This is a genomic window from Streptomyces sp. NPDC052101 (genome assembly GCF_040680235.1).
Classification (GTDB): Bacteria; Actinomycetota; Actinomycetes; order Streptomycetales; family Streptomycetaceae; genus Streptomyces.
Genome location: NZ_JBFAWH010000026.1, coordinates 1 through 20,160, shown reverse-complemented (window position 1 = coordinate 20,160; position 20,160 = coordinate 1). Strand labels below are relative to the sequence as shown.

Genomic DNA, 20,160 nt, shown 5'->3' with positions numbered 1-20,160 from the left:
GAGGGAGAGCCGCCATGACGGTCACTCGCCGATCGGTTCTGGTCGCCGCCACCGCAACACCCGCGGCCGGAGCACTGCTGAGCATCCCGGCGGCCCCGGCCGCCGACGCCGCCGAGGCGCCCGCCGGCAGCGGCGGACGCCGGACCGTACCCCTGCGGGACGGCTGGCGCTTCGCCCTGGCCGACCCGGGCGGCATCACCGACCCCACCGGCGCCTACGCACGGGCGGCCGATCCCGGCTACGACGACTCGGCCTGGCGTGAGGTCGCCGTCCCGCACGACTGGAGCATCGAGCAGACCCCGACCACCGACCACGGCACCACCAGCGGTACCGGCTTCTTCCCCGGCGGCCTCGGCTGGTACCGGCTCGCCTTCACCCTTCCGGCCGACTGCGCCGGCAAGCGGATCTCGGTCGAGTTCGACGGCGTCTACATGGACTCGTACGTGTACTGCAACGGCACGCAGGCAGGCCACCACCCCTACGGCTACACCGGCTTCGCCCTCGACCTCACCACTCTCGTGCACACCGACGGCAGTACCCCCAACGTCCTCGCGGTCAGGGTGCAGAACCAACTGCCGAGCAGCCGCTGGTACTCCGGCAGCGGCATCTACCGCGAGGCCCGGCTGGTGATCACCGAACCGGTGCACGTGGCCCGCTGGGGCACCTGTGTCACCACGCCCGAGGTCTCCGCAGGCGGTGCCCTGGTCCGGGTCGCGACGACGGTGCTGAACGAGTCCGGCACCGGCACGGACGTACGGATCCTGTCCCGGATCACCGGTCCCGACGGCCGCACGGTCGCCGGTACGGCCACCGCCGTCGCCGTCTCCGAGCAGGCCACCGAGATCCATGAACTGACCGTCGGCAGGCCCCTGTTGTGGGACTTCGCCACCCCGGAGCACCGCTACACCCTGCACACCGAACTGCGCGTCGCGGGCCGTACCACCGACACCACCCGCACGCCCTTCGGTATCCGCACCTACCGCTTCGACCCCGACGAGGGCTTCTCCCTCAACGGCACCCCCACCAAGGTCAAGGGCGTCGACCTGCACCACGACCAGGGCGCGCTCGGCGCCGCGATCAGCATCGACGCGGTCCGCAGACAGATGCGGATCATGAAGTCGATGGGGGTCAACGCCCTGCGCACCTCCCACAACCCGCCCTCGCCGCAGATGATCCAGGTCTGCGAGGAACTGGGCATCGTGATGATGGTCGAGGCCTTCGACTGCTGGCGCACCGGCAAGACGACGTACGACTACGGCCGGTTCTTCGACGAGTGGTGCGAGAAGGACGCCACCGAGATGGTGCTGGCCGCCCGGAACTCACCGGCCGTCGTCCTGTGGTCCATCGGCAACGAGATCCCCGACTCCACCTCCGCGGCCGGGCTCGCCATGGCCGACCGGATCATCGGCGCCGTCAAGGCCGCCGACGCCACCCGCCCGGTGGTCATCGGCTCGAACAAGTACCACGGTGTGCCCGACGCCGGCTCCCCGGCCGACCGCATGCTCGCCAAGCTCGACGGCCTCGGCCTGAACTACAACACGGCCAGGTCGGTCGACGCCCTGCACGCCGCCTACCCGCACCTGTTCCTCTTCGAGTCCGAGTCCTCCTCCGAGACGTCGACCCGTGGCGCCTACCAGGAGCCGGAACACCTCAACACGGGCGAGAACCACACCCCGGGCCGACGGGAGGTGTCCTCCTACGACAACAACCTCGCCTCCTGGACCATGAGCGGCGAGTACGGCCACAAGAAGGACCGGGACCGGAAGTGGTTCGCGGGCCAGTTCCTGTGGTCCGGCATCGACTACATCGGCGAGCCCACCCCGTACGACGTCTTCCCGGTCAAGGCGTCCTTCTTCGGCGCGGTCGACACGGCCGGTTTCCCCAAGGACATGTACCACCTGTTCAAGAGCCAGTGGACGAGCGAGCCGATGGTCCATCTGCTGCCGATGAGCTGGAACCACGACGACCTCGACGAGGGGGCAACGGTCGAGGTCTGGGCGTACGCGAACGTGCCGACGGTCGAGCTGTTCCTCAACGGGACGTCCCTCGGCGTACGGGAGTTCGACGTCAAGAGGACCACCGACGGCCGCTCCTACCTGGAGACCACCGAGGCCACCGGCGACGACAAGACCTTCACCGACGGCCCCTACCCGGGCAGTTACACGAGCCCCAACGGCAGCGCGGGCAAGCTGCACCTGACCTGGAAAGTGCCGTTCCGGCCGGGCGAGTTGAAGGCCGTGGCCCGGCGGGACGGGAAGACGGTCGCCACCGATGTGCTGCGCACGGCCGGCGCCGCCCACGCCGTACGCCTCACCGCCGACCGCACCTCGCTCGCCGCCGACGGCCGTTCCCTGGTCTTCGTCACCGCCGAGATCGTCGACGCCCACGGCGTGGTGGTGCCCGGTGCCGAGCGCCTGATCACCTTCGACGTCACCGGCGGCTCCCTGGCCGGCGTCGACAACGGCCGCGAGGAGAGCGCCGAGCGCTACCAGGCCGCCACCCGCACCGCGTTCCACGGCAAGGCCCTCGCCGTCGTCCGGTCCGGTACGCGGCCGGGCCCGCTGAAGGTCACCGCGCGCGTGGACGGCCTGCGCACGGGAACCGTGGGCGTGCTCACCACCCCGGCGCCCGAGGCCGCCCGCACCCCGGCGGCCGAGTTCAAGGCCGACCACCCGAAACCGGTCAACTACCCGCACGCGGACGCCAGTTACTCCGGACGCCCGGACACCCCGCCCGCCGCGATGCTGGACGGCGATCCGTCCACCGGCTGGTCCAACGCCTTCGCCAAGTCGGCCACCGCGCTGCTGCCCGCGTTCGACGGGGCGCGCGCGAAGGACTGGGTGTCGGTCGACTTCGGGCGCGACCGGACCTTCGACCGGGTCGAGGCGTCCTTCACGGTGGACGGCGCCCACGCGCTGCCCGCGCGGGTCGAGGTGGCGGTCTGGGACGGCCGTACCCATGTGCCGGTGACCGGCGCCAAGGTGGACTGGGCCACCGCGTCCGGCAGCCCGACGGTGATCACCTTCGACGCGGTACGGGGTTCCCGCCTGCGGCTGACGCTCACGAGCGCCTACCCGGGCGAGGCGAAGGGGGCGGTGCGGATCAGCCGGCTGGAGGCGTAGCGCCGCCCACCCCGGTGACCACTCACCTGGCGTCGTCGCGACGGCGTCCGTCACACCAGCGACGGCTGCAGCGCGCCCTCGTGCGTGAGCAGCCACAGCTTGCGCTCGATTCCGCCCGCGTACCCGCGCATCGAGCCGTCCGCGCCGATCACCCGGTGGCAGGGGCGCACGAGCAGCAGGGGGTTGTCGCCGAGGGCCCGGCCGACCGCACGCAGGTCGGCGCGTGGCACGCCCAGCCGGCCGGCCAGCTCGCCGTAGGTGGTCGTCGTGCCGTAGGGGATGTCCTCCAGGGCCTGCCAGACCGCCCGCTGGAACGGGGTGCCGGTGACAGCCGGCGGCAGCTCGAACCGGGTCAGGCGGCCGGCGAAGTAGGCGTCCAGCTGCCGGTGCGCCTCGGCGAACGGTGCGTCGTCGCGGTCCTCGGCGCGCACGGCGGGCGCCCCGCGCCGGCCGGGCATGCTCAGTGAGGTGAGCGTGAGCCCGGACGGTGTGACCGACCCGGTCAGCAGCAGGTCGCCCAGCGGGCTCGGGTGGACGGTGTGGACGGTGCGTGTGCTCATCGGGGTGCTCCTTGTGTCCCGCTGTCCTCGCCTTCCGTGCTGCCGAGTCTGCTGCGTCGGGCGCTCGGTGACCGGCGGGAATCGGACATGGCCTTCGAGCCGCGCAGGTACCGGTGAAAGGGGGACTTGACCTGCCGATATTTACGCGTAAGTACCCGCGCGGTACCGTGAGGGGCATGCCAGCTCTCAATGTGGAGTTCAGCGAACGGGAACTCGAGGACCTCCGGCAGATCGCCAAGGAGCGCGGTACGTCGATGAAGGCCCTCGTGCGCGAGGCCGCCGCCGCCGACATAGCCCGACACCGGGCCCTGCAGGAAGGGGCCGAGGCCTTCCGGCAGTTCTTCGCCGCGCACGCCGAGGAGTTCGCGGAGGCCTTCCCCGACGACGAACCCGCCGCCAAGGACGAGGCCGCCTGACGCATGCCCTCCGTCATCCACATCGACGTCCCCTGGCTGCTCCAGCGCCACGAGGAGGTCCTGCCCGACCAGCCCGCGGTCGACGACTTCTCATCGCTGGTCGCCGCCGTCGCCCGGCACCGCGTGGATCCGCCCCGGCTCGGCGTGGACTCCGACCCCGCCTGGCGGGCCGCCGCCCTGCTGCACACCCTCGCCGTGCTCAAGCCGCTGCCCGCGGCCAACGCCCGTTTCGCCTGCGCCACCGCCGTGTCCTACATGTTCGTCAGCGGCGTCGGCATCGACCCGCCCTACGGCGCCCTCGTCGACCTCGCTCGCGATCTGATCTCCGGCAAGACCGATGTGTACGGCGCGGCCGACCGGCTGCGCTCCTGGCAGATCTGACACAAGCGTGCGCGCACCCGCGGGCGTGTGCGCGCACGCTCCACACAGGGCGCAGGGAATTCCGAAAGGCATCGCACGGGAGCAGGGCGGTCGAACCATTCTGACTATCTTTCAAAACCGTCGATGTTGTGCGGGTGCTCTGTTGCTCGTGTGGAAGTTGTGCGAGGGTTGACACGCCCGTGCGGGGGGTAAAGTCCTGGGTTCTTCCGGCGGTTGCGGAACTTCACCGGCCGAACGCCGGCCAATTCCCCTCCCCGCGCGCAGCAGAGGAACGCATCGACGCAGCACATAGCAGCACGTACCAAAGGAATCCGCTCAGTGCCCACCCCCCACCCCCCTCGTCCTCCCTATCCACCGCCCGGCGGTGAGGCCGGGGAGTCCGACGAATCACTCGCCGGCCCGCTGCGGGCTGGATCCGACGCGGAGGCCTCCCGGTCCGCCGCCCTGCTGATGGCCCGCCACTGGCAGCCGGCGCACGACTACGCGGTCGTCTGCCTGGCCCTTTCCGGGCCGCTCGCGCACATGGTCACCGCCACCTCCTTCCACCAGGTCCTCGGCCGGCTCGCACTCGGCGAACCCGCCGAGGCGCTGCGGCCCCGGCTGCTCGTGGCAGTCCGGGACACAGTCGTCAACTGGTCCGGCACCGACCGCATCACCGCCGTACTGCCCGGACTCGGGAAACCCGCAGGGGGCCGCGGTATGCGCGCCGCGAAGACCCTGATACCGGAAAACCGAGCCCTCTCCGACCGCTCATTTCACGCCCTTACCCGGCTGGAACAGGCGCTGCTCTGGCACATCGAGGTGGAGGCCGAACCGATAACCGTTCCCGCCGGACTCCTCGGCGTCGACGCCGACAGTGCGACCGCCGCGCTGGAACAGGCGCGCGAGAAATTCCGCGAGGGCCTGGTGCGCGCCCATCGGGAACTCGCGCCCGGCAAGGAATGCCGCTACTACAACCGGCTGCTCGACGTTCCGATCCGCCGCGGCGGCGCCCTGCTGCCCGATGTCCAGGAGCATCTGTCCGCGTGCGCCTACTGCCGGCACGCCGCCGAGCAACTGGGCCACGCGGACGCCGCGTTGGGCGTGCTGCTCGCCGAGGCGGTACTCGGCTGGGGCGCCCGCCGCTACCTCGACTCCCGCCCCGGCCGCCGCACCGGCCCCGCCCGCGGCGGCTCCCGGCGTTCCGGCGGACGCCGGCGCGGCGGTGGCAAGCCCGGCCTGTTCGCCCGCGCCGCCCTGCCCGGCGCGCGGCGGCGCGGCGACGGGCGGTCAGGGGAGAGGATCCCGGTGTCCCGCGGCCGGCGGCGCGGCGGCGGTGAGCCCGGACCGCTCGCCCGGATCCCCGGCATCTCCTGGTCCTCCAGGACGCTGCTCACCGGAGTCGGCGTGGCCTCGGCCGGACTGCTCGCGACCGTCCTCGCCATCAGCCTGTGGCCCCAGGGCGGCGACGGCACCGACCCGGTCGCCTCCGCCGGAGCCGTCCCCGGCACCGCCGCCGGCCAGTCCCCGCCCGTCTCCGCCACGGCTCCCGGCGCCACGGGACTGCCCACCGCCGGCCGCCCGACCCGGCTGCGCAACGCCGCCGCCCACCTGTGCCTGGACATCAAGGGCACGCCGAAGGCCGGGGCGGGCACGGTGCTCGCCGTCTGCTCCGCGGCGCTCACCCAGCAGTGGACGTACGACGCCGACGGGCTGGTGCGCAGTGCGGCCGGCTCGGGGCTGTGCCTGGACTCGCACGCCGACGCAGGCGTGGTGATCCTCGGCGCCTGCGCCGACGCCGGCACCGGGCGGGGCGACGACGTGCGCTACGACCTCACGGTGCGGGGCGAGTTGCTGCCCCGCTGGGACCGAACCCTCGCCCTCGCCGCCACCGCCGAGAACGCGGGCGCCGACGTCGTCGTCAAGGTCCGGGACGGCTCTTTCGGGCAGCGCTGGGCGACCGACGCGTCCTCGGCGAGCCCCGGTTCCCTCTCGGTCTCCGGCACGGACAGTCCCTCCGCCGGCTCCGCGCAGCCGCCGGCGAAGAACACCTGAGGCAGGGCCCGTGCCGGGCCGTCCCCAGGCCGTGGTCTCAGTCGCGGGCGGCCGCGTCGGCGAGGATCCGGCTCAGCTCGCGGGGCCTGGAGAACATCGGCCAGTGACCGGTGTTCAGCTCCACCAGGTCCCAGCGTCCGCCGTCCAGGGCCTCGGCCACCGCGGGCAGCGGGGGGCGGCTGCACTTGATGTACGTCGCCGGCAGCTCGCCCAACGGCCGCTTGAGTACGGCCGGTTCGCAGAGAGTGGTGCCGGGATGCGCGGTGCCGTCGGTGATGATCCGGCCGATCTGCTCGTCCGTGAGGTCCTGGCCCACGTAGGCAGCCGGGGGCAGGGGCGGCCACACGCCGCCGTGCTCGGCGAGGGCCTGCCGGATGTGGTCGCTGGGGAAGCCGTCCAGGAACGAGACACCGTCCGCGGGCAGGTCGGAGTCGACGAACACCACGCGGCGCAGCCGGTCCCCGATCCGCTCGGCCGCCTGTCCAATCTAGATCACAACCGCGCCAACCGTCCCACCGGTCACGGGGGTTGAGGCGGGCGCGGTTCATCCGCGGCCATGGTGATCACTTCATGAACACAAGGAGTCATGAAGGGACCTGAGGGGGTCGGAGTCGGAATGTTTCAGGACGATTAACGAAGCGCTGATTTTCGGCCATCTGGCCCGGCTCGGAGGGCGGAACCCGCGTAGTTACTGGGTCACGGTGTGTGGATTCCGTGACATCACGCCACTGCTTCAACACGAAAGGTTACTGAAATCCATGTGCTCGATGTGAGTTTCGACGGCGGACTCGGCAGAGTGGCGCTCGCCGCTCCGGTGCCCGACCGGGCCCGGGCCGGCACCTCGTCCAATTCGAGCGGAAGGATGCACACAATGCGGAACACCGCGCGCTGGGCAGCGGCCCTCGGCCTTACGGCCGCTGCCGTCTGCGGACCCCTGATCGGGGCCGCCGTCGCTGCACCGGGCGCCGCCCCGTCGTCGCTCTACGCCCCCTCGGCGCTGGTCCTGACCACAGGCCACGGGAACGACGCGGCCACGGCCACCCCGGAGCGCGCCGTCACCCTGAGCTGCGCGCCCACGGCCTCCGGCACCCACCCGGCAGCGGCCCAGGCCTGCGCTGAACTGCGCGGCGCCGGCGGCGACTTCGCCGATCTGAAGCCGGCCCCGGACGTGTGGTGCACCAAGCTGTACGACCCGGTCGTCGTCACCGTGCAGGGCGTCTGGCAGGGCAAGCGCGTCTCGTACGCGGCCACCTTCGGCAACAGCTGCATGAGGGACGCCATGGGCGGCGGCGTCTTCAACTTCTAGAGACCGCCTACTAGGGACCGGGATCGCATGGACTCCGCATACGCCGGAAAAGGTCCGCAACCGGGGAGTGCGGCCCCTGGAGCGGGGTACCTGCGATCTCGCACCGGAACCGACGGGCGGAGTGGGGCCGCCCGCCGGCTTCCGGGCACACAGCCGCTCCCCGGGAAGGCCCCCCACGGACCTGCCCCGGGGAGCGGCGAAAAACACATGGTTTCATCCGGTGTCCACGGCCTTGGGCCGGTGACTCGTGTCGCCCAGGCAGGACCGGCGACCGGGCGAACGGGCACGGAGAGCGACACGCGAACGGTTTCGACGGCGCTCCGGCCCCGTCCCCCGGGCAGTCCGAGCGGCAGCCGTCGGTGAGCCCTCCAAGACGGGCCGAGGGGCCGCCGTCTCCCTGCTGACGGCGGCCCCTCGGGCTCGTCGGTGCGCGGCGGTCACATGTGGACGACCGGTGTTCCGGCGTCCTGCTGCGGCACCCCGCGCCGGTAGAGCAGAAGCGCGATCAGCGCCCCCGCGGCGAAGAAGCCCGCGGACCACCAGAAGGCGGTCGTGTAGCTCTCGATGGTCGCCTGCGCCCGCATCAGCTTGCTGGCGGCGTCCCGGCCGGACAGATAGTCGGTGGCGGCGCTCGCCGCGAGGGTGTTCAGCAGGGCCGTACCGATCGAACCGCCCACCTGCTGCATGGCGTTGACGGTCGCCGAGGCCACACCCGCGTCCTCGGCCGCGACCCGCCGGTGGCCAGCTGCATGGCCGGCGGCATGACCATTCCTAGGCCGACGCCGATCACGATCAGCGGGGGCAGCACCGCGCTCAGGTAGTGCGAGCCGAGTCCGATGCCGGTCAGCCGGGCCATGCCGGCGGTGGCGATCGCGAAGGCCAGCGGGATGACCGCCTTCGGGCCGATCCGGGGCAGCGGGATCGTGGTGCCGACCTGCGCGGTCATCATCAGCGCGCCGACCATCGGCAGGAACGCCACACCGGTCCCACACCGGTCTTCGTGGGGCTGAAGCCGAGGTCGAGCTGCAGGCAGTAGGTCAGGAAGAGGAACACGCCGAACATGCCCGCGCCGGTGATCAGCACCGCGAGAAACGAGGCCGCGCGGTTGCGGTCGAGCAGGATGCGCATCGGCAGCAGCGGGTGCGCGGCCCGGGTCTGCCACCAGGCGAAGGCCGCCAGCAGCACCCCGCCCGCGATCAGGAAGCCCCAGGTCAGCGGCGAGCCCCAGTCGTGGGTCTCGGCGTCGGAGAAGCCGTGGACCAGCGAGAACAGACCGGCGGCGACCAGGACCGTGCCGGGCACGTCCAGCTTGGCGTTCGCCGCGTCGCGGTGGTTGCCGAGCAGGATCCAGCCGCCCGCGAAGGCGACGACCGCGATGGCCACGTTCACGTACAGGGTCCAGCGCCAGTCCAGCGCGTCGGTCAGCACGCCGCCGAGCAGCAGGCCCACGGCGCCGCCCGCACCGGCGATCGCGCCGTACACGCTGAAGGCGCGGGCCTGTTCCCGGGCGTCGGTGAACGTGGTGTTGAGCAGCGACAGCGCGGCGGGCGCGAGGAGCGCGCCGAAGGCACCCTGCAGGGCGCGCGCGACGACCAGCATCGTGAAGCCGTTCGCGGCGCCGCCGAGTGCGGATGCCGCGGCGAAGCCGACGACGCCGACGAGGAAGGCGGGCTCGCGGCCGAAGAGGTCGGCTATGCGTCCGCCGAGCAGCAGCAGGGAGGCGAAGGCGAGGGCGTAGGCCGTCACGATCCTCCCCCACTGCCTTAAGGGCGTGGGGGACCCCCAGCCGGTCCCGTCGGAGAAGCCGAGGTCCGTCTGGGCGGACGGCAGGGCGATGTTCACGATCGTGGCGTCGAGGACGACCATCAGCTGGGCGATGGCGATGACCGCGAGGATCCACCATCGCTTCGGCGAGGCCGCGTCGCCGTGCTCGATCGCGACGCCCCCGCTCGGGAGCCTTCGGCCAGGGTCTTCTGGGGCATGGGAGCCAAGTTTCCCTCGTGTATTCCTTGACCGGCATATAACTGATGAGGCATATTGAGGGTATGTCCGACGCAGCGCTCTGGTCCGCCCTCGCCGACCCCCACCGGAGGGCGATCGTCGCCCTCCTGCTGGAGCGGCCGCGGCCCGTCGGAGAGATCGTCGAGGCCTGCGGACTGAGCCAGCCGAGCACGTCCAAGCATCTGAAGGTGCTCCGGGAAGCGGGCCTGGTCCGCGTCCGCCAGGACGCACAGCGCCGCGTCTACGCCCTCGACCCGGCACCGATCGCCGCGCTCGACGCCTGGCTGGAGCCCTACCGCAGGCTGTGGAACCGCAGCCTGGACGCCCTCGGCCGGCGCCTCGACGAGACGTCGGACGACACCCCGCACCCCCCACCACCGAAGGACTGAAGCACCATGCCCGTCGACCTCACCGGCACCTATCTGACCCTGGACGACGGCCGCCCCGCCGTCCGGTTCAGCCGCACCTACGACCACCCGGTGGACCGCGTCTGGCGGTTCGCCACCGATCCCGACGAACTCCAGCAGTGGTTCCCCGCCCGCGCCGAGATGGAGCTGCGGCCCGGCGGCACCATCCGCTTCACCGGCGACCCGCACATGCCCGAGTCCACCGGCCGGGTCCTCGCCGTGGACCCGCCCCGGCACCTGTCCTTCGAGTGGGCCGGCGACGAACTCCGCTTCGACCTGGAGGCCGTCGGCGCGCAACGCACCCGGTTCACGCTCACCGACGTCCTCGGCGAGGCGAACACCGCCGCCCGCAACGGCGCCGGCTGGGAGGTGTGCCTCGCCGCCCTCGACGCCAAGGCCCGCGGCGAGCGCGCCGAGGGCCCGCACACCGGGGCCGGCGCGCCCTGGAAGCAGTTCTACGACGCCTACATCGGAGCCGGCGTACCCTCCGGCGCCTCCGTACCGGGCCTGGACTGAGGCGCGTCCTCGGGCATCGGCTGGGTCATGACCGGCCCCCATGCTCGCGCTGATGATCAGCGGCAGGCGCCGGCCTCCCGCTCCCTCACGGTGTCGCCGTGTCGCCGGGCCGCGGACACCCGGCACGCCGCCGTGCGAGTTGCCCGGAGGCTGCCGGGGTGGATGAATCGGCTCAGGAGAGCGTGTGGGCGGTGAGCACGGGAGGAGTCGTGAGGTGGTGGCGGCGCGGCCTGCACCGCGCTTGGGAGTGGCTGAGGGCCGGGGCCCTGCTCGAACACGGCCGCGAGCTGGAACTGATGCACCGGGCCATGGGTTTCGCCACCCTCGCGCTGGTGACGCTGGCGCCGCTGCTGATCGTGGTCGCCGCCGCCGATCCGCTGGTGCGGGGCGGTTTCGCCTCCTGGCTCACCGACGGCATGGGCCTGTCCGGCCCGTCCGCGCACGTTCTCACCGACGTCATCAGCCCCCCGCGCAACGTCATCGGCACCACCAGTGTCTGGGGCGCTGTCCTGCTGGCCGTCTTCGGCGTGGCCTTCGCCGGCAGTGTGCAGAACGCCTACGAACGCATCTGGGGCCTGGTCTCCGGCCCCTGGCACCGGGTCTGGCGGCAGGCGACCTGGCTGGTGATGCTCACCGCCTATCTCTACCAGGAGGTGGCGACCAAGGCCGCGCTGCACGGGGCCCAGCGGATCGCGCTGTCCACGGTGAGCGGCATCGTCTTCTTCTGGTGGGGGCAGCACTTCCTGCTGGGCGGCCAGGTCCGCTGGCGTGCCCTGCTGCCGGGCGCGCTCGCCACCATCCTCGGCCTGGCCGGCCTGCGGGCCTTCTCCTACCTCGTCTTCACCCCGCTCATCGTCACCAACGCGCTCAGTTACGGCGCGGTCGGCACCGTGCTCGTGGTGGAGTCGTGGCTCATCGGCGTCGGGTTCGTCATCTACGGCGGCGCCCTGTTCGGCCGCTGGTTCACCGAACACCACTGGATGCCGACCCACCACGACCGAGGAGGCGAGACACAGCAGCAGCGCCGCGGGAAGTACTGAGCGCTCCCGGCGGACGCTACGTCAGCTGGCGGCGCACCAGTTCGTGCAGGCGGCCGCCGGTGTCGGCGAGCAGCTGGGCCGGTGCGCCCTGCTGGACGACCTTGCCGTCCTCCATGACGATCACCCGGTCGGCGTCCAGGACCGTCGACAAGCGGTGCGCGATGACGACGCGGGTGGCGTTCAGCTTGCGGGTGCTGTCGATGACGATGCGCTGGGTGTCGTTGTCCAGGGCGCTGGTGGCCTCGTCGAAGAACAGGATCCGCGGACGCCGGATCAGGGCCTGGGCGATCATCAGGCGCTGCCGCTGGCCGCCGGAGATCGCACCGTTGCCGGCCACGATCGTGTGCAGGCCCATCGGCATCCGCTTGATGTCCTCGGCGAGCCCCGCCATCTCGGCCGCCGCCATCGCCTCCTCGGGCGTGTACGGCTCGGTGCCGCAGATGACGTCCAGGATGGAGCCGGTGAACGGCTGGGCGTGCTGGAGCACGACCCCGCACTGGCGGCGCACGGCCGACTGGTCGAGCGCCGCGAGGTCCTGGCCGTCGTACAGGACACTGCCGGAGACCGGCTTGTCGAAGCCGATGAGCAGCCTGAGCAGCGTGGACTTGCCACAGCCGCTAGGACCGACGACCGCCACGAACTCACCGGGCCGTACGGCGAAGGACACGTCGTCCAGGACGAGCGGGCCGTCGTCGGCGTACCGGAACGAGAGCCGGCGCGCCTCCAGCGCACCCGACAGCGGGCCCGGCCGGGTGCTCGCCTCCCGCACCTCCGGCGTCGCCTCGAAGACCGGCTTGATCTCCTCGAACAGCGGCAGCGCGGCCACCGCCGACACGAAGGAGCCGGTCAGCTGGGTGACCGAGGTCAGCACCATCGTCACCGAGGTGTTGAAGGTGAGGAAGTCCGCCGCCGACATCGCGCCCCTCGCCGGGCCCGCGAGCAGCATGAACATCAGCAGCGTGCACACCGGCAGATAGATGCCGCCGAGCACCGTGGTCAGGTTCTTGATCCGGCCGACCTTCTGCTGCAGCTCCCGGCTGCGCGCGAACTCGCGTGCCCAGGCCGCGTAGGCGTAGTTCTCGGCCGCCGCCACCCGCAGCTTGGGCAGGCCGCGCAGGGTCTGGAAGGCCTGGTTGTTCAGCTTGTTGCCGAGCACCACCAGCTTCCGCTGCCAGCGCATCTGCCACAGCCCGAGCCCCAGGAACACCGCCGCGATCACGACGAGCATGCCGATCGCCGCCATGGCCAAGGACGGGCTGTACCAGAACAGCAGGCCCAGGTTCATCGCGCCGACCGTGACGGACTGCGCGACCACCGGGCCGACGCCCGCCAGCAGCCGGCGGATCGCGCTGATGCCCATGGCGGCACTGGCGAGTTCACCGGTGGAGCGCTGGGTGAAGAACCGGGTGGGCAGCCTGAGCAGCCGGTCCCAGACAGCCGGCTGCAGCGCCGCCTCGATCCGGCCCTCCAGACGCAGGATGGACAGGTTCTCCAGCAGGGTGAATGCCGCCGCGACCACCCCGCTCACCATCACGGCCAGGCACACCTGGACGATCAGGCCCTCCTGCGCCCTCGGCACGTACTCGCCGAGCACCTTGCCCGTCGCGATCGGCACCAGCGCGCCGATGACCACCGTCACCAGGCCCGCGAGCAGCAGATCGAAGAGGTCGCTGCGGGTGCCCTGGAGGCTGAACCGCAGCAGGCCGAGCGGCGAGAGCACCTTGTCGGGCAGCGGACGGTAGAACATCACCGCACGCGGCTCGAACTCCTCCGCGTTCGCCTTCTCGATCGGCGTCTCGCGTCCGGTCCCCGGATGGACGGCTATATACCCGCCGCGCCGCCACAGCAGCGCGACCGGCGCCCCGGACAGCGCCCGGTGCCCGACCAGCGGGCCCACGTTCTCCCGCCACCAGCGCCCCTGCAGCCGTACGGCGCGGGTGCGCACCCGGGAGGCGAGCGCCACCCGCTCGACGGGGTCGAGGCGTTCGCTCTCGGTGCCGCTCTGCGCGGGTTCCGCCAAGGTGATCCCGGCCGCCTCGGCGACCAGCTTGCAGGCCGCATACCCGGCGTCGGCGTCGGCGGCCGTCGTCCGGCGGGCCGAGCGCTTGCCGATGGACGCCAGCAGCGTCCGGTCGGCCTGGGCGCGGATCTCCTCGCCGGCCTTGATCCCGGCGGCCGTGCGGGTCTCGTGGGTGCGCTCCAGCTGCTCGATCCACCGGTCCAGCGCGGTCAGCAGCCGGTACTGCTGATCGACCATGGACTGCCACAGCGCCGGGTCCATCAGCAGATCGGCGGCTTCCTCCGCGCCGTACAGCGAGCCGTACTGCACGCTGCCCGGCGGCACCTGCATCCAGAACACGTCGTCGTCGCTGGGCGCCAGGGAGCGGTCCTCGGCCATCGGGGCCTGGAAGAGGACCGACAGGCCACGGCCGACGCCGAGCGCGACGGCGTACTCCAGCGGGCTGCTGGCGGGCGGCACGTACTGGGGGTTGCCGTACTCGTCGTACGACCAGGTCTGGGTGTTCGCCGGCTGGTACAGCTCGCGCAGGCTGATGCGGTGCACCACGCAGTCCCGGACCGGGCGGGCCACCAGGGTGTGCTGGGGGCCCGCGACCGGGCCGAGCAGCAGCGCGCCCGCCTCCAGCCGGCCCAGGTGGTGCCAGTGGCCCTGCTGGGCGGCGTCCACCGCGAACAGGTCCAGGGCGCCGGCCGCCACCAGCCACAGCACCTGCGGGCCTTCGAGGTCCAGGCGGTTGAAGCCGGCGCAGTCGATGCGCGTGCCCATGGACCCCAGTGCACCGAGTACGAGGTCACCTTCGCTGACGGTCGTCATCTCACCGCTCCCTGACCAGTGCGGCGTACGCGCCGCCGTGCGCCACCAGCTGCTCGTGCCGTCCGCGCTCGACGACGGTGCCGTGCTGGAGCACGACGATCTCGTCGCTGTCGCGGACGGTGCTCAGCCGGTGCGCGATCACCACACAGGCGCAACCGCGCCGGCGCAGGTTGTCCATCACGACCAGTTCGGTCTCCGCGTCCAGTGCGCTGGTCACCTCGTCCAGCACGAGGATGCTCGGCCTGCGGACCAGGGCCCGCGCGATTTCGAGCCGCTGCCGCTGGCCGCCGGAGAAGTTGTGGCCGTCCTGCTCGACCTTGCTGTGGATGCCGCCGGGCCGGCGCATCACCACGTCGTACAGGGCCGCGTCCTTCAGCGCCTCCACCACGGCCTCGTCCGGGATCGAGGGGTCCCACAGGGCCACGTTGTCGCGGACCGAGCCCTCGAAGAGGAACACGTCCTGGTCGACGAAGGAGACGGAGGCGGCGAGCGCGCCGCGCGGAATGTCCTCCAGGCGCCGGCCGTCGATCCGGATCACCCCGTCCCACGGCGCGTACAGGCCCGAGATCAGCCGGGACACCGTGGACTTGCCGCTGCCGGAGCCGCCGACCAGGGCCACCTGCTGACCGGGGCCCACGGTCAGGTCGAAGCCGCTCAGCAGCGGCTGGTCCAGCGGGCTGTAGCCGAAGGTGACGTTCTCCAGCTCGACGTGCCCGTGCAGCCGGCGGGTGGAGTCGCCACCGCCGGGGCGGGCGTAGAGCGGGTCGGCCTGAAAGTTCTCCACGTCCTTCAGTCGGGCCACGTCGGCCGCGAAGTCCTGGATGCGGCCGGCCACGCCGTTGAGCCGGGTGAGGGGGGCGGTGAAGCGGGTGACCAGCGCCTGGAAGGCGACCAGCAGACCGACCGAGATATGGCCCTCGACGGCGCGCATGCCGCCGATCCACAGGATCAGCGCGCTGTTGAACGTGGCGAGCGTCGGCGCGACCACCCCGAGCCAGGCGCTCGGCACGCCGAGCCGCTGCTGCTCCTCCAGGGTCGTGGCGTGCTGTCCGGCCCACTTGCGGAAGTAGCCGTCCTCGCCGCCGGTCGCCTTCATCGTCTCGATCAGCTGAAGGCCGGTGTACGAGGTGTTGGTCAGCCGTGCCGTGTCCGCGCGCAGCTTCGCCGTACGGGTCGCGCGCAGCCGTACGACCAGCCGCATGGCGACCACGTTCAGCAGGGCCACGCCGATGCCGACGAACGTCAGCTGCGGGTCGTAGGTGTAGAGCAGCACGGCGTACAGCACGACGACGATCGCGTCCACGCCCGCCGCGGCGAGGTCGCGGGCCAGGGTCTCGGCGACCTGGTCGTTGGACTGCAGGCGCTGCACCAGGTCGGCGGGGGAGCGCTGGGCGAAGAAGGTGACCGGCAGCCGCAGCAGATGGCGCAGGAAGCGGGCGCTGGAGAGGGTGGAGGAGATGATCCGGCCGTGCAGCAGGTTCGCCTGCTGGAGCCAGGTCAGCACCAGCGTGAGCAGCACACAGGTGGCCATCGAGGCGAACAGCACGCCCAGCAGGGAGGTCTGGCCGCCGATGAGGAACTTGTCGATGTAGGTGCGGCTGAGCGCGGGCACCGCGGCGCCGACCGCGACCAGCAGCAGGCTGGCCAGGACGGCGGCGGGCAGGGTGCCGGCGGTGCCGCGCAGCCGGGCGGGCATCGCGCCGAGCACGCCCGGCTTGCGGCCGCCCTTGGTGAAGCCCTCGCCCGGCTCCAGCACCAGCACCACGCCGGTGAAGCTGCCGTCGAACTCCTCCATCGGCACGAACCGGCGGCCCTTGGCGGGGTCGTTGATGTAGACACCGCGCCGGCCGAAGCGGCGGCCCATGCCGTCGTAGACGACGTAGTGGTTGAACTCCCAGAACAGGATGGCCGGTGCCCGCACCTCGGCGAGGGCGGCCAGGTCCATCTGCATGCCCTTGGCGGTCAGGCCGTAACTCCGGGCCGCCTTGAGGAGGTTGGAGGCGCGCGAGCCGTCGCGGGAGACACCGCAGGCGATGCGCAGCTCCTCCAGCGGGATGTGCCGGCCGTAGTGCCCGAGGACCATGGCGAGGGAGGCGGCGCCGCACTCGACGGCCTCCATCTGGAGCACCGTGGGGGTACGGACCGTGCCGCCACGGGGCTTGGGGACCGGCCGCTTGGCCGGGGCGGCGCGTCGGCGGCCGCGTTCCTGTGTGGCGGTCACGGGAGCAGCCAATCGACGGGATGCTGGTCGGCCAGCCTGATCGAACCGGAGGCGAGGGTCATGGAGTCGAGCCGGAACGGCGGCCCGTCCGTGGTGGACCAGCGGTAACCGCTCTTCGTGCTCGCCGACGTGTCGAGTGCGACCAGTACGGCCACCGGGCGGCCCTTGCTGGTGAACTGCTGGCCGAGCTGGCTGTCACCGAGGAACGCGGAGATCGACTGGGCGGACTGCGCGCTGCGGTCCACCGACTTCACATGGCCCCGCAGCACGCCGTACGTCTGCGTCGGCACCGAGGAGACGGTGAGGTCGACGGAGGCGTGCGCCGGGATCGCGGCGGCGTTCTCGGCGGGCACGTACACGGTGGCGTACAGCGGGTCGAAGGCGCGTGCGACCTTCTCCACGGCGGCGACGTTGGTGCCGGTCTGGATGATCTGCCCGATGGTGGCGGCGAGCGTGGTGACCCGGCCCGCGGCGACCGTACGGACCACCGAATCGCCCTGAGCGGTACGGACCCTGAGGACCGGCGCGTCGGCGGGGAGCTGTTCGCCCTGCTTCACGAGGACGGCTGTGACCTGGCCGGACACCGGGCTCTGCAACAGGTAGCTGCCTTGCCCGTGGGTGAGGACGGCCTGTGCGCTCACGGTGGAGGCGACCGAACCGGTCACCGCCCAGACGGAGGCCGCCGCCATGACGACGACGGTGACGCCGAGGGCGAGCCAGCCCTGCGGACGGGCCAGACGTACCGGGAGGTCCAGCTCCTCCGGTGACTGGAGCTTGGCGAGGGCCTGTTGGCGGAACTGCACGGAACTTCCCTCACCTGTGAGAGACGCTGGTGTTTCTGGGCATCCGAGAGTCCCGGAGCCGAGGAACGACTCCGGGACTTCCGATGCGACGAGGCGCGATCAGAGACCGGCGACCAGGCTGGTGACCGGGGCGACGTTCAGGCCGGTGACACCCTCGACGGTGCCGACAGCGGTGTTGACCAGGCCGGAAACCGGGGCGATGCCGTTGACGGCGCCGGTCACGGTGTTCAGGGCGTTCACGGACAGACCGCCGGAAACGTTGTCCAGCTCAGCGTCCGAGATCTCAACGGTGTCAACCTGGGGGGTGGAGTTCATGGTGGAACTTCCCTTCCTAATGGATATTTCACAAGGGGGGAGCGGCCCCCTCTGGGGACAGACGGACGGCCGCGACCGCAGGCGCCCGGCCCCCGTCCCCGGGGGCCCGCAGCGACCCCTGCGGTGCGATGGATCAAAGCACGCAGCGGGGGCGGGCTTCCAATCAACCAGGGCTCTCACCAGGGCACTTGGCTGGCGAAGGAGTTCATCCGTGCAGGCGTGCGCACGCCACGTCGGCGACTCCTTCACATGCGTCACGGCATCGGCGCGGTCGGACCCTTGCCCACCGGGCGGCGAATCCGGCACTCCACGCCAAAGGAGTGCCGGGGGGCGCGCGGATGTGCAGATCCCCGGCCTCCGGTGACTTGGTTGAGTATTCAATGTGTAGATTCCCTGAAGGAGGGATTCCGCATCGGGCCCGAAGCGGACCGTTACTGATCGGTTGCGGACCGTGTCAGCCCAGAATCGCGTACACCGTGCTCGCCCGGGCCGCGAGCGCCCCCGAGTCGGCGTCGCTCAGCGTGATGTCCGCGAACGCCATCCGGCGGCCCAGTTTCGTCAGGACCGCTTCGATCCGGACATCCGCACCGGTCACCGCCCGCTGGAACGACGTCGACTGCTGAACCGTCGTCATCGGCACGAAACCGCCCCGCGCGGCGGACACCGCGATCACCGTCGCCGTGTCGGCAGCGGCCATCAACGCCTGCCCCGACAGCCCCCCGCCCTCCCGGGCCAGCCGCTGTGACCAGGGAAGACGCAGCACGGCCCGGTCCGTGTCCACCGCCTCGACACACAGCCCGAGATCGAGCACCCAGGGGGCGAAGCGGGCGGAGAGGATCTTGTCGGCTTCCGCGGGGGTCATCGTCATATGGGGGATTGTTCCCGGCCGCTCCGCGCGACACGCGGAGCGTGGCCGATTCGCCCGCCCGGCACGGCCGTTGGGAAACGGAATTGAACACACCACGCGGCGGGTGCGTACGTACAGCCATCCAGGCGCCCCCGATACGAACTGCCCGACAGCGGCAGACCCCCGTCCCCAGGAGGTCGAGAAGTTTGAGTCACAAGCGAATGCCCAAGCGCAAGGCGGCGATAGCGGCGGGCGGTGTCGCGGCGCTCGGAGCGGCGGCCCTCCTGCTGCCGCACGCCAACGCGTCACAGGACAAGGACCAGGCGTCGGGTGCCACCGGCACCGCGAAGACACTGAAGGCCACTCAGGCGTCCGGACTCGCCGCCCAGCTCCAGAAGACCCTCGGCGCCGCCTTCGCCGGGTCGTACTACGACAGCGGCAAGCAGAAGCTCGTCGTCAACGTGGCAGGCGGCGACAGCGGCACGATCGCCCAGGCGCAGCAGGCGGGCGCGGAAGTCCGCCAGGTGAAGAACAGCACCAGCGACCTCAGGGCCGCCGCCGGGACGCTGAAGACCAAGGCCACGATCCCCGGCACCTCCTGGGCCGTGGACCCGCGCACCGACAAGGTCCTCGTCACCGCCGACTCCACCGTCACCGGCGCCAAGTGGAACAGACTGCAGTCGACCGTGCGGAGCCTCGGCTCCGGCATGGCGACCCTGAAGAAGTCGTCCGGCGCCTTCAAGACCTTCGTCTCCGGCGGCGACGCCATCTTCTCCCAGACCCAGCAGGGCGGCGTGCGCTGCTCCCTCGGCTTCAACGTCACCGCCTCCGACGGCAGCCCCGCCTTTCTGACGGCCGGCCACTGCGGAGTCGCCGCCAAGGACTGGTCCGACTCGCAGAACGGGCAGCCCGTCGCCACCGTGGACCAGGCCAAGTTCCCCGGCAACGACTTCTCGCTGGTCAAGTACAACGACAAGACCACCCAGGCGCCCAGCGAGGTCAACGCCGGCAACGGCCAGACCGTGCAGATCACCCAGGCCGCCGACGCCACCGTCGGCGAGACCGTGTTCCGCATGGGCTCGACCACCGGGCTGCACAACGGCCAGGTCACCGGCCTCGATGCCACCGTGAACTTCGCGAGCGAGACGAACCCCGGCGGCACCGACACCGTCAACGGCCTCATCCAGACCAACGTCTGCGCCGAGGCCGGCGACAGCGGCGGCTCCCTGTTCACCCAGGACGGCAGCGCCGTCGGCCTCACCTCCGGCGGCAGCGGCGACTGCACCAGCGGCGGCGAGACCTTCTTCCAGCCGGTCACCGCCGCCCTGCAGGCCACCGGCGCGACCCTCGGCGCCGGC

Annotated in this window: 15 protein-coding genes and 2 pseudogenes; 9 read left to right on the top strand and 8 right to left on the bottom strand. The window is 71.6% G+C overall.

Annotation, left to right across the window (positions count from 1 at the left end; all coding sequences use genetic code 11):
- Positions 1-14: 14 nt before the first annotated feature.
- On the top strand, positions 15-3,122 hold the full coding sequence (locus AB0L75_RS33345) for a glycoside hydrolase family 2 TIM barrel-domain containing protein (protein ID WP_365188618.1): 3,108 nt from the start codon (positions 15-17) through the stop codon (positions 3,120-3,122).
- A gap of 50 nt (positions 3,123-3,172) precedes the next feature.
- On the opposite strand, the gene AB0L75_RS33340 is transcribed toward AB0L75_RS33345, so the two are convergent.
- Positions 3,173-3,682 (bottom strand): methylated-DNA--[protein]-cysteine S-methyltransferase, encoded by a 510-nt coding sequence (locus tag AB0L75_RS33340; protein ID WP_365188616.1) that lies wholly within the window; start codon positions 3,680-3,682, stop codon positions 3,173-3,175.
- A gap of 176 nt (positions 3,683-3,858) precedes the next feature.
- On the opposite strand from AB0L75_RS33340, the gene AB0L75_RS33335 reads away from it, so the two are divergent.
- The 3 genes from AB0L75_RS33335 to AB0L75_RS33325 all read left to right on the top strand — a co-directional run bounded on the left by AB0L75_RS33335 (position 3,859) and on the right by AB0L75_RS33325 (position 6,513).
- The gene (locus AB0L75_RS33335; protein ID WP_365188613.1) at positions 3,859-4,098 is read left to right on the top strand and encodes a hypothetical protein; all 240 of its coding nucleotides are present in this window, start codon (positions 3,859-3,861) and stop codon (positions 4,096-4,098) included.
- A 3-nt stretch (positions 4,099-4,101) separates the two neighbouring features.
- Entirely contained in the window at positions 4,102-4,479 is a 378-nt protein-coding gene (locus AB0L75_RS33330) for a toxin Doc (RefSeq protein ID WP_365188611.1), read from the top strand.
- Positions 4,480-4,797: 318 nt separating this feature from the next.
- Positions 4,798-6,513 (top strand): RICIN domain-containing protein, encoded by a 1,716-nt coding sequence (locus tag AB0L75_RS33325; RefSeq protein ID WP_365188608.1) that lies wholly within the window; start codon positions 4,798-4,800, stop codon positions 6,511-6,513.
- Positions 6,514-6,550: 37 nt separating this feature from the next.
- Here the strand turns inward: AB0L75_RS33325 and AB0L75_RS33320 are convergent.
- Positions 6,551-7,000: pseudogene (locus AB0L75_RS33320) on the bottom strand (alpha/beta hydrolase); the annotation flags it as partial.
- Between the two features lie 384 nt (positions 7,001-7,384).
- Here AB0L75_RS33320 and AB0L75_RS33315 point away from each other — a divergent pair.
- Positions 7,385-7,819 carry a subtilase-type protease inhibitor gene (locus AB0L75_RS33315; RefSeq protein WP_365188606.1) on the top strand — a complete coding sequence of 145 codons (435 nt, stop codon included), beginning with the start codon at positions 7,385-7,387 and terminating at the stop codon, positions 7,817-7,819.
- 437 nt (positions 7,820-8,256) lie between these two features.
- On the opposite strand, the pseudogene AB0L75_RS33310 reads toward AB0L75_RS33315, so the two are convergent.
- Positions 8,257-9,801: pseudogene (locus tag AB0L75_RS33310) on the bottom strand (MFS transporter).
- Positions 9,802-9,864: 63 nt separating this feature from the next.
- Here AB0L75_RS33310 and AB0L75_RS33305 point away from each other — a divergent pair.
- The 3 genes from AB0L75_RS33305 (at position 9,865) to AB0L75_RS33295 (ending at position 11,783) form a co-directional block, all read left to right on the top strand.
- Entirely contained in the window at positions 9,865-10,209 is a 345-nt protein-coding gene (locus AB0L75_RS33305; RefSeq protein ID WP_365188604.1) for a metalloregulator ArsR/SmtB family transcription factor, read from the top strand.
- Positions 10,210-10,215: 6 nt separating this feature from the next.
- Positions 10,216-10,743, top strand: a complete 528-nt coding sequence (locus AB0L75_RS33300) for an SRPBCC family protein (RefSeq protein WP_365188601.1) — start codon at positions 10,216-10,218, stop codon at positions 10,741-10,743.
- A gap of 209 nt (positions 10,744-10,952) precedes the next feature.
- Positions 10,953-11,783 (top strand): ribonuclease BN, encoded by an 831-nt coding sequence (locus tag AB0L75_RS33295; protein ID WP_365188812.1) that lies wholly within the window; start codon positions 10,953-10,955, stop codon positions 11,781-11,783.
- 16 nt (positions 11,784-11,799) lie between these two features.
- Here the strand turns inward: AB0L75_RS33295 and AB0L75_RS33290 are convergent, their stop codons facing one another.
- From AB0L75_RS33290 to AB0L75_RS33270, 5 genes are all read right to left on the bottom strand, one after another.
- Positions 11,800-14,616: an NHLP bacteriocin export ABC transporter permease/ATPase subunit gene (locus AB0L75_RS33290; protein ID WP_365188598.1), complete on the bottom strand. Its 2,817-nt coding sequence runs from the start codon at positions 14,614-14,616 to the stop codon at positions 11,800-11,802.
- A 1-nt stretch (position 14,617) separates the two neighbouring features.
- Complete coding sequence (locus AB0L75_RS33285; RefSeq protein ID WP_365188595.1) at positions 14,618-16,837, bottom strand: NHLP family bacteriocin export ABC transporter peptidase/permease/ATPase subunit; 2,220 nt, start codon at positions 16,835-16,837, stop codon at positions 14,618-14,620.
- Positions 16,834-17,640: an HlyD family efflux transporter periplasmic adaptor subunit gene (locus AB0L75_RS33280; protein WP_365188592.1), complete on the bottom strand. Its 807-nt coding sequence runs from the start codon at positions 17,638-17,640 to the stop codon at positions 16,834-16,836. Before AB0L75_RS33280 ends, AB0L75_RS33285 begins: the two co-directional genes overlap by 4 nt.
- A gap of 99 nt (positions 17,641-17,739) precedes the next feature.
- A complete protein-coding gene (locus AB0L75_RS33275; RefSeq protein ID WP_365188590.1) occupies positions 17,740-17,955 on the bottom strand; it encodes a type A2 lantipeptide in 216 nt (71 codons plus the stop codon).
- Positions 17,956-18,409: 454 nt separating this feature from the next.
- A complete protein-coding gene (locus tag AB0L75_RS33270) occupies positions 18,410-18,823 on the bottom strand; it encodes a PaaI family thioesterase (protein WP_365188588.1) in 414 nt (137 codons plus the stop codon).
- Positions 18,824-19,023: 200 nt separating this feature from the next.
- Between AB0L75_RS33270 and AB0L75_RS33265 the strand changes: the two genes are divergently transcribed.
- Positions 19,024-20,160, top strand: a 1,137-nt coding sequence (locus AB0L75_RS33265) for a S1 family peptidase (protein WP_365188809.1), incomplete at its 3' end; no start/stop codon positions are given.